The following is an 8,710-nucleotide window of genomic DNA, read 5'->3' as shown; positions in this document are numbered from 1 at the left end:
CATTAAAGATGCGCGACGATCGCTTCATGTTCACTGCGGCTGGACTCTGGAATTTCTACTTAATGGTAGCATAGTTTAATCAGTGAAAACCAGAATTTTCCCATTTCACTTTAAGGTTTTATTTCGCGACAAGTCTAATGTTATTTCAAGTTCAGTAGCATCAGCATAATAAATAGTGCGAGCATCTTGCTCGCAATTAATGAAGAGGGAATAATATCATGTCCGCATTTAGAGCATCCAAGGTGGAGCTTCTTCCAATTCCATTTCTATTTGAGCTTCATCTCGAGTTTCATCAATATTAAGTATGACTAACTCGTTATCTGGGGTGCGGATTTTTATATTTAGCGATCTTAAACCTGTAGTTGAATTAATATAGCCTTCGTATTTAGATCCTATAGGTAATTCTGATAAAATTTCCTCTATTTTTTCAATTAATTTTTCAGAATTACGATAATACTTTGTTGCATCTGCAACTATTTTATTCACCTTTTGCTGACCAATTTTTAGAGTACTAGCTAACTCCAGCACAAAACTATTTTCTTCTTCTGTTACTTTCTCATCTGCTATTGCGATTTTTACTGCTAAATCAAAAGCATTTTCTATTTCTTTTTCATCTTGAAGTGCTTGTTTTGCTGCCGAAAATAATGCTTCGTTATTTTCTGTACTAATAATTCTTAAAACTTTTTCTCTAGCTGCATCAACTTCTTTAGCGTTAAACCCTTTTTTTAGTAAAAAACCCTCTAAAATTTCTACTTCATTCATATCAATATCACCATCAACTGCCATGACCATTAAACCAATAGCAAAGATGGCTTCATTAGAGGTTAATTCCTCCGAACATTTTACTTGACTATTAAAAATATGTTCATACGACATAGATTTTCTTGAGACTATAAAATTTTAATTATATATAAATATAGGAATCAGTACAGGATTTGTCAAAGAATTAAAGTTATAGATAAATAATAGACATCTCCTCCAAAAGAGAGAACAGGGAACAGGCAAAATAGAGGGAAATTGATAATTTATGAATAAAAATTGATTTTATTTTTTCTTTTTGGAGATGTCTAATAAAGTCTAAAACTATTAGTACTTTTCCCTACTCCAGTGTTAATTCCAAAATATTTTTATCCGCAACCTAGAATAACCTTCTCTAACTAAGCCAGAAGTTGTTTTTGTAACGGGTATTTTGACCAACCCTCCAAAAACATTTCGCCAATCAAGGCGGGGTTTTAGACCCAATTATTTTGATAAATAAAATAAATAAATTAACTTTTAGACAAACGTTCCACTGGATTTCCTCCTAATAGTTTATGAGCATCTTGAAGAATATCCGGAATTTTTTCGGCATGGGGACTATTGGCCAGGCATTTGCTCAGGTCATATTTTTCTAATTCTTCAGCATTTGCACCAGGAAACCAGTGGCTACCATTACCCAATAAGTTATAGCGCATTTTACTGTATTCGACCATATCGTAGGCGATCGCTAGATTTCTTAACCATAAAATCACAGGGATATTGATATTTCCAGGAGTCTCTTCTAGAGAGGGCAAACCAATGTCCCAGGTTTTGAACCAATTTTCTCCTAGTTGAGCGATCGCTTCTTGCTCTAGTCTTGCCAATATTGATGGTAATATCTCATCAGCTCGATCTAACAATTCAATTGTTTTGAGATGTTCGTCAAAATCTGTTGGTTGTGATGCACCCACACTCAATGTATGCACTTGAGGATGACTCAAACAAAATAGATCGTTAAATACCATCGGGCTGAGTGGATAGCATAAATCTACTAATTTCTGTGGTGGTTGATACAGTTTACCTCCTTTATTAGAGGGGCTAATAATAAATACTCCCATATCAAAGCGATTAGCAGCCTCTATTGCTGGCCAATTATTTTGATTAATGTAGTACCAGTGTAAGTTAACATAGTCAAATTCATTTGTTTCTATAGTTTTAACTATGACATCAGTCGGCCCGTGAGTAGAAAAACCAATAAATCTGACTTTGCCCTGTATTTGTAATTTTCTCGCCACATCCAGACAACCTCCTGGCCTAATTGAGTAATGGAGTAGTTCTAATGTATTAATCCCATGTATGCCTAGCAAATCAATATATTCTAGTTGCAAAAATTGGAGCGACTGCTGTAACTTACTTTGGAATTCTTGAGGATCGGCGCTTGGGCTAACTTTTGTCTGGACAATCAGTTTTTCCCGTGGTAGCTTGGGTAAAATTTCTCCAAGCTGCATCTCGGATGTACCATAACCACGAGCGGTTTCTATGTGGTTAATTCCGCATTCTAGGGAGCGACGAATTGTATTTTCTAAGTTTTGTTGATTATTTGGTGGGATTTGATTTTTTGGCACATCTTGCCATTTATATTGATACCTCATTCCACCGCAGGAAAATACTGGCATTGGTAATTCTGTTCGCCCAAAGCGTCGATACTGCATCATTATTAATAATCTTTCTGAAGTTACATTGAGGGATCTTCTACTACTTCTATATTATTCATGGTAAAATTAGTTCTGGCTAGGGACCCGTAATATTTTCTTGCTGCTTCGTCATAAGCAACAGCCGCATCTTTTTCTACATCAAAGCGACCTAAACGTATTTGTTTTTTGTACACTTTGATTTCAGCAATCCATTTTCGTTTATCTTTACACCAGTACACTCCCCGATATTTAGATGAATGTTTGACGCTAGGTCTCCTGTGCATTCGCGCACTTCCTTTGACTAGGCGTAAATTCTCTCGTCGATTATCTAGTTTGTTGTGATTAATATGATAAACAGATACACCCATAGGAGCGTCCATAATCACTCTGTGCATATAAACTGTGGTTCTTTTGCCATCTTTCTTGATTGTTCTGGCAGCAAAACCATCTATCAAATACCATTTATGTTTTGATAATTCCTCATAGTCTTGTTCATCAACTATTACTACCTGTCCTCTGGTAATCAAGATTTCTTTTGACATTTTTTCGGCCTTCTTATTAAATTAATAAAGTTATTATTCTCCCTTGTTTATCTGAATTAAGAGAGTAGAATACAAAACATTTGAGGCCAGTACGGAGTATGTATGTTTTTTAGAACATTTTATTTAACTTTTTATCTCTCTAGCTACAGCTAGATTATTTTGTCTGACTGCACCCCATTTGTCATTAATAGATCAACACAAATTGATTTATTTTTTTCATTGTCTATGTCTATAAGTTGATAAGTTTAAGTTATGACTCTTATGGTCAATTTTTTTGTTTAGTGAATCTTTATTGTATTTATTCTTTAGTAGGTGTAGTTTGATTTTCTTTGTTTATCACCCCCCGAATTATAGCTACTTTTAACCTGTCTATAAGTTTTTGCTACTAATTAAGACTTCATCTATAAAATCAATGATAATCCCACCTTAAATTTTTTGCCACTTTCTAGAAATAAATTAAGTAAATTAGCGGAGTCATAGAATGATATTTCACGAAAGTAGAAATATCCTAACTTCTATTGATAGTCTCTATAGCCTTTCTAGATTGATGTTCAATCAATAGGAGTTTAAAGTTGGCTACTGTCGATTAGGTTGTATAAATTATTCTTCAGATACTATAGCACAGATAAGGAGGATGAAGCATGGTTAAGTCTATTACTTTATCATTTTCTTTGTGGGTTTAATACCCCACCGTCAACGGGGGTGTTCACACATTACTTGGGGGAGCGAATCCCCATGTAATTTTCCTCCTGTCTCCTGTCTCCTGTCTCCTGTCTCCTTCTTCTAGAGTAATTAAAGCATCTATAACCCCTTTTTCCTGAAGTTTTTGATTTATAAATTTTTTTTTTAAAAAAAATAGATTTATTATAAATGTAGAACATGGTAAATTTTGGGCGCTATGTATCAAATTGTAAATTAGCTCAAAAGTTTATATTGATTGCCTTTAGGGTTTTTTTGATTAAAAATGCAACGTCTTTTTTCTAGCCTGCTCTACTTAGGTAAGAATAAAAAGTTATTAATTTGAAAAAAATCATTTCATAAAGTTATATGGAATAGCATAATGCAAATAAATATTCTCAAAAACAAGAACTTTCAAAACTCATAGGAAAGTTATTACAACAAGCAGGTTTAATCACAGGAAACCAAGTATAATAAATTTTGCAATATCAACGTAGTAACTATCACCTAAGATTTGGATAAATTGCTGTAATGTGGAGAATAACTAATCAATAAACTGTAGATTTATTCGTATACATATTTGCTCAACTAATTACGGATAATCATAAAAAAACAGTTGGTGAGTATCTGAAATTAGCAAAATTATTGAATGAGAAACAAATATATTCTATCTTGGTAGAACAGAGTCAAACAAATTTACGTTTTGGAGAGGTCGCAGTACAAAAAGGATGGGTGAGGCAAGAAACAATTGATTTTGTATTGCGGTACATTAAAGATGAATTTATTCCTGCTGTATAAAGCTAAACAGTTTTTTGATTCAGTGAAGTACATAACTTCTGCTTTTTGCTTTTATCTCTGTTTTGTCACTTTCGGAGAGGGCGATATTTACATCTGTTACAGGTTGGACATATTTTATATTTTCTATTAGGAAATAAAGTAGCGATAGAACTCCGTTCCGCTGACATGATCGCTCTCTAGAGAATAGGTCTGAAACTTAGAAATTACAAGTCTTTTCCAAGAAGGATATGTCATATTTGACTATATTTTTATGAACTATCTGTACTCTACTCTCAATAAACATCTGGCTAAAAAAAATAGACTTTTTGTAGAAGTAGGCAATAGCTCATCTGCTCCAGAAGGCAAAGGGAAAGAAACTTTATGAGATAAAAACACAAAAAATGAGGCATTGCTGAGGGATGGGATGAATATAAGTAGGTGGACATCCGGCCGGCCCGAAAATATAAGAAATGGGCAAGATACCTATTCCACAAAACTATTAAAATCATCCTGCATTTATGCAACGCCAAAATGCTATCCACATATAACTTCCGGAGATATCTAATAAACACTTTTGTTCTGCTCAATGTCCTCCAACTACTACATTTTTAATCATCAAGTGGGGACTGCCAATACTTACAGGCAAAGGTGCTTGACCTGCTTTACCACAACTACCACTATTGTAAGTAGAATCATTACCGATCGCTTCAATATCTTTGAGAGTTTGAAATACATTCCCTGTCAAAGTAATATTACTGACAGCTTCAGCAATTTTTCCATTACGAATCATATAACCTTCTGCCGCAGCAAATGTAAACATTTCTCCATTAGTTTGGCCACCTAGACTTCCTATGGCATAAACCCCTCGATCGATATCTTTAATCATTTCCTCAACAGGGCGATCGCCTGTTTCAATCGCTGTATTAGTCATCCTGACAATAGGTGGATACATTGCATTTATAGCTCTAGCATTTCCTGTAGGTGTTTCTCTCATTTTTCCAGAAGTTTCTCGATTATGCAGACGAGTTGTTAATACTCCATTTTTGATTAAATATTTGCGCTGTCCAGGAACACCTTCATCGTCATATTTTATAGAACCACTCAAACCATCAATAGTAGCATCATCTATTACATTCAACTTTTCTATACCTATTGGTTTACCTAATTTTAGTAACTCTTTCATCTGGGGGTTCTCATAAATAGAGTCTGCCTCAGAAAGATGACCAAAAGCTTCGTGAATAAATACACCTGCCATATAAGGGTCTAACAATACAGTATATTGTCCACCTTTAACGGGTTTTGCCTCTAGTTGACGGATGGCCTGTTCTGCTGCCCCGATAACTTGGTTATCAATGTCGCAGAGAGTGTGATAATCTGTACGAGAACTGATATATTTGATGCCCTGTTTAACTAAACTGCCTACTCCACAAGCAATGGCTCTGAATTTGCTATTGACATCTAGGCGTTCTTGTGCTATGCAACTTCCGATAGAATTGACAAAATAAGTAATAGCAAAGCGATCGCGATAACTGACATTTGTGGTCTGAATTCGAGGATCGAAGTGTAGCAATAATTGATTGTAGGTTTCAATTAATTGTCGCTTTTCTTCTAAAGATATGTCACGGGGGTCGCGGCCAAATTTGACTACTACATAATCTTGAATAGGTTCAATGGGAGCTAGCTGAGTATTTTCTTTTCCTATTAAATAAGCGTGAGAAATTGCTTCTTCGATTCTATTTGATAGTTCTGAAATATTGTTGAAAGTAACGAAACTCCATCCTCCTTTGTGGCAAGTACGAATACTTCCGGCAAGGGAAAAATGAGAGTTAATTGTATTTAATTGTAGGGCAGAAAATGAAATAGTAGTTGATTCACTTTGTTCTAGGCGAATTTCTAGATAATCGACATGATTACTGTAATTATAAATTTTATTTTGTAATTGCTCTAGAAGAGAATTATTTTTTGTGAGTTTTGTAGTCATTATCTATTTTTATGCTGATATTATTTGTTCTTGAATCAAATAAATTTGATGAAAGTTTGTAGTTATTATTCACTTTCTTACTTGAAAATGTTACTGCTGGCTTATAGTAGCTCGTTCGGATATTATTTATAATAATAAATGTTTGTATGAAACACCAGTGGAACCTAATTAGAGAATACCTGAAAATCTTAATTTCATCTTAGTTAGGATTGTAGAATGCTTGTACATACATTTTTGAGTTATGAATGAAAGCTGAAATAATCAATGTAATAAACACAGCTTGGCAATTTCTAGAAGGTAATAGCAGATTCATGTCTTGGAATCTATTTTTAGCTTGATTTACTGTGGCCATGAGTTTTTGGTTGTTTTCCAAACCTCGCTCCATTTTTATACGATGGGGAGTTTTATTACTATTGGGTGCTAGTTTATTGCCAAATATAAATAGAGTTGTGGCCTATGGCAGTAAATTGAACATTGAAGTGGCGATCGCTATTACTTTAGTATTAATAATTTTAGATATATGTTGATTACGTCGTCCCCAGCATTCTTCTTTATCATTTTCTTTGTGGGTTTAATACCCCACCCTCTACACGGTGTTCACGCATTACTTGGGGGAGCGAATCCCCATGTAATTTTCCTCCTGTCTCCTGTCTCCTGTCTCCTGTCTCCTTCTTCAATGTGGTGGTTTTGTTTATTAATTTTTATCGCTTTTTTACCTAATGCTCCTTATGTATTAACTGATATTATTCATCTCGATCAAGATATTCGTCAAAGTAATTCTGTATGGGTTTTGACTTTAGCAGTAGTTCCCCAATATTTGTTATTTATGTTTATTGGGTTTGAAGCTTATGTTCTTTCTTTAATTAATTTGGGCTACTATTTACAGCGACAAAGTTGGAGTAATTTTATTCTGGGAATAGAGTTAATTATTCATTGTCTTTCTGCTATTGGTATTTATCTGGGAAGGTTCAAACGTTTTAATAGTTGGGATATAGTTACTAATCCTAATACTTTGATAAAAAGTGTTTATAGCGATATGTTTGGTCAAGGTCTTATTGGGTGCATCTCAATGTAAGAATAAAGCCAAAAATTTATCGCTTTTAGGCAACAGCTCATCTGGCAACAGGGGATATATAGGAAAAAAGTATTTTTGCAAATATGAGATGCACCCGTCCTATTTTAGTAATATTAATTACTTTTATAGTTATTTTTAGTTTGTATTGGCTAATGAAATTAGTAACTTTAGCTATACTGCAACAATATCAAATAAATCAAGCAGAGGAAAAAAAATTCTAGAGCTTCACCAAAATTTTAGTCAGGTATTTCAGTCTTTAAATTGACTATTTAATTTACTATTTATTGTGCTAGAAAATTAAAATAATGAAGAGGGTCAATTTAGAGTAAGATTCAAACCATCTTCTAATTTAATTGCATTTTTTTTGAAGTCACAGCGGTTTTCACTCATGTTGACTGCAAAGCTTCTGCCTTCTGCCTTTAAGTAAAAATCTCTGTATTTTATGTTAATGAAAACTGCTATAGCAATCCTATTTTATTCGTGTCAAAAATCTTACTGCTTTTTAGGGAACACTTAACTGGGAACACTTAACTGGTAAGAGTTTCAGTTTTTTTATTTACTTTTTGATTACCCGCAACCTATTTAGGATTGCTATATAAACCAAAAATATAGGGAAGAAATATCTAGGAAAGACTAAAGTTTATGTAGTTAACATTTGATTTTTATTCAAAATTGAAGCAAGTCATTTCAGTTATCAGTTATCAGTAGCTCTACCTGTTTGTGCAGCATTCCGCAGGAAAGTCAGAGGCTGGAAATATTGAACTTTATTTTCTCTTGGTCGATTGGATATGGGGCAGGTTTCCTCGCCATCCCACCCTACGGGAAGCTGCGCTAACGACCGCTTTTTCATCCCCTTGAAAGGAGAGGCTTGAGACCTTATTTTTTGGTTAAAAAAACTATTAACTTTTAGGAAATTTCATTACTTATTTGGGAAATATAAGTAGCTTTAATTAGCAATATATGGGCATGGTTTAAATCCTTTATCACCCTGTTTTTTTTGATTTTTTATATATATCACCATGTATTTACAGATGAAAAATTATAGGTTATAATCTATATTAGTTAACTGTTAGAAAATCAAACATGAATAAATTTAACAATAAACTTTGGAATAGTTTTTTGCAGATTGCTCAACCGTATTTTTATCCACTAGAACCGGGGGGAAACAAAGTCTTTTTAGGATTATTATTTCTGCTTTTAATGTTTTTATTTGCTGCTGTTTTTT

The 8,710-nt window shown here is 33.8% G+C and carries 9 protein-coding genes; 3 read left to right on the top strand and 6 right to left on the bottom strand.

Annotation, left to right across the window (positions count from 1 at the left end; translation table 11 throughout):
• Positions 1 to 228: 228 nt before the first annotated feature.
• From D5R40_RS27775 to D5R40_RS36235, 4 genes are all read right to left on the bottom strand, one after another.
• A complete protein-coding gene (locus D5R40_RS27775) occupies positions 229 to 876 on the bottom strand; it encodes a tellurite resistance TerB family protein (RefSeq protein ID WP_124147514.1) in 648 nt (215 codons plus the stop codon).
• Positions 877 to 1,268: 392 nt separating this feature from the next.
• A complete protein-coding gene (locus D5R40_RS27770; RefSeq protein WP_124147520.1) occupies positions 1,269 to 2,450 on the bottom strand; it encodes an aldo/keto reductase in 1,182 nt (393 codons plus the stop codon).
• A 23-nt stretch (positions 2,451 to 2,473) separates the two neighbouring features.
• Complete coding sequence (locus tag D5R40_RS27765; RefSeq protein WP_124147515.1) at positions 2,474 to 2,974, bottom strand: AP2 domain-containing protein; 501 nt, start codon at positions 2,972 to 2,974, stop codon at positions 2,474 to 2,476.
• Between the two features lie 706 nt (positions 2,975 to 3,680).
• Positions 3,681 to 3,881: a hypothetical protein gene (locus tag D5R40_RS36235; protein ID WP_124147516.1), complete on the bottom strand. Its 201-nt coding sequence runs from the start codon at positions 3,879 to 3,881 to the stop codon at positions 3,681 to 3,683.
• Positions 3,882 to 4,297: 416 nt separating this feature from the next.
• On the opposite strand from D5R40_RS36235, the gene D5R40_RS36230 reads away from it, so the two are divergent.
• Positions 4,298 to 4,450, top strand: coding sequence for a hypothetical protein (locus tag D5R40_RS36230; protein WP_161564734.1), 153 nt, complete (start codon positions 4,298 to 4,300; stop codon positions 4,448 to 4,450).
• 562 nt (positions 4,451 to 5,012) lie between these two features.
• Here D5R40_RS36230 and D5R40_RS27755 read toward each other — a convergent pair.
• The gene (locus D5R40_RS27755; RefSeq protein WP_124147517.1) at positions 5,013 to 6,410 is read right to left on the bottom strand and encodes a TldD/PmbA family protein; all 1,398 of its coding nucleotides are present in this window, start codon (positions 6,408 to 6,410) and stop codon (positions 5,013 to 5,015) included.
• 344 nt (positions 6,411 to 6,754) lie between these two features.
• Here D5R40_RS27755 and D5R40_RS36225 point away from each other — a divergent pair, with 344 nt between their 5' ends.
• Positions 6,755 to 6,937, top strand: coding sequence for a hypothetical protein (locus D5R40_RS36225; protein ID WP_124147518.1), 183 nt, complete (start codon positions 6,755 to 6,757; stop codon positions 6,935 to 6,937).
• A gap of 27 nt (positions 6,938 to 6,964) precedes the next feature.
• Here D5R40_RS36225 and D5R40_RS41530 read toward each other — a convergent pair whose 3' ends face one another.
• Positions 6,965 to 7,087, bottom strand: a complete 123-nt coding sequence (locus D5R40_RS41530) for a hypothetical protein (protein ID WP_275670463.1) — start codon at positions 7,085 to 7,087, stop codon at positions 6,965 to 6,967.
• On the opposite strand from D5R40_RS41530, the gene D5R40_RS27745 reads away from it, so the two are divergent.
• Positions 7,087 to 7,485 (top strand): DUF1361 domain-containing protein, encoded by a 399-nt coding sequence (locus D5R40_RS27745; RefSeq protein ID WP_240039189.1) that lies wholly within the window; start codon positions 7,087 to 7,089, stop codon positions 7,483 to 7,485. The genes D5R40_RS41530 and D5R40_RS27745 overlap by 1 nt on opposite strands.
• The last annotated feature ends 1,225 nt before the right edge of the window (positions 7,486 to 8,710 follow it).

Source organism: Okeania hirsuta (genome assembly GCF_003838195.1).
Classification (GTDB): domain Bacteria; phylum Cyanobacteriota; class Cyanobacteriia; order Cyanobacteriales; family Microcoleaceae; genus Okeania; species Okeania hirsuta.
This window is presented reverse-complemented; position numbering and strand designations above follow the sequence as displayed.

Excerpts from the sequence above, each read along its gene's own strand:
- D5R40_RS27770 (WP_124147520.1), bottom strand. The coding sequence starts at position 2,450 with ATGCAGTATCGACGCTTTGGGCGAACAGAATTACCAATGCCAGTATTT.
- D5R40_RS27745 (WP_240039189.1), top strand. The coding sequence starts at position 7,087 with ATGTGGTGGTTTTGTTTATTAATTTTTATCGCTTTTTTACCTAATGCT.
- D5R40_RS27755 (WP_124147517.1), bottom strand. The coding sequence starts at position 6,410 with ATGACTACAAAACTCACAAAAAATAATTCTCTTCTAGAGCAATTACAA.
- D5R40_RS27765 (WP_124147515.1), bottom strand. The coding sequence starts at position 2,974 with ATGTCAAAAGAAATCTTGATTACCAGAGGACAGGTAGTAATAGTTGAT.
- D5R40_RS27775 (WP_124147514.1), bottom strand. The coding sequence starts at position 876 with ATGTCGTATGAACATATTTTTAATAGTCAAGTAAAATGTTCGGAGGAA.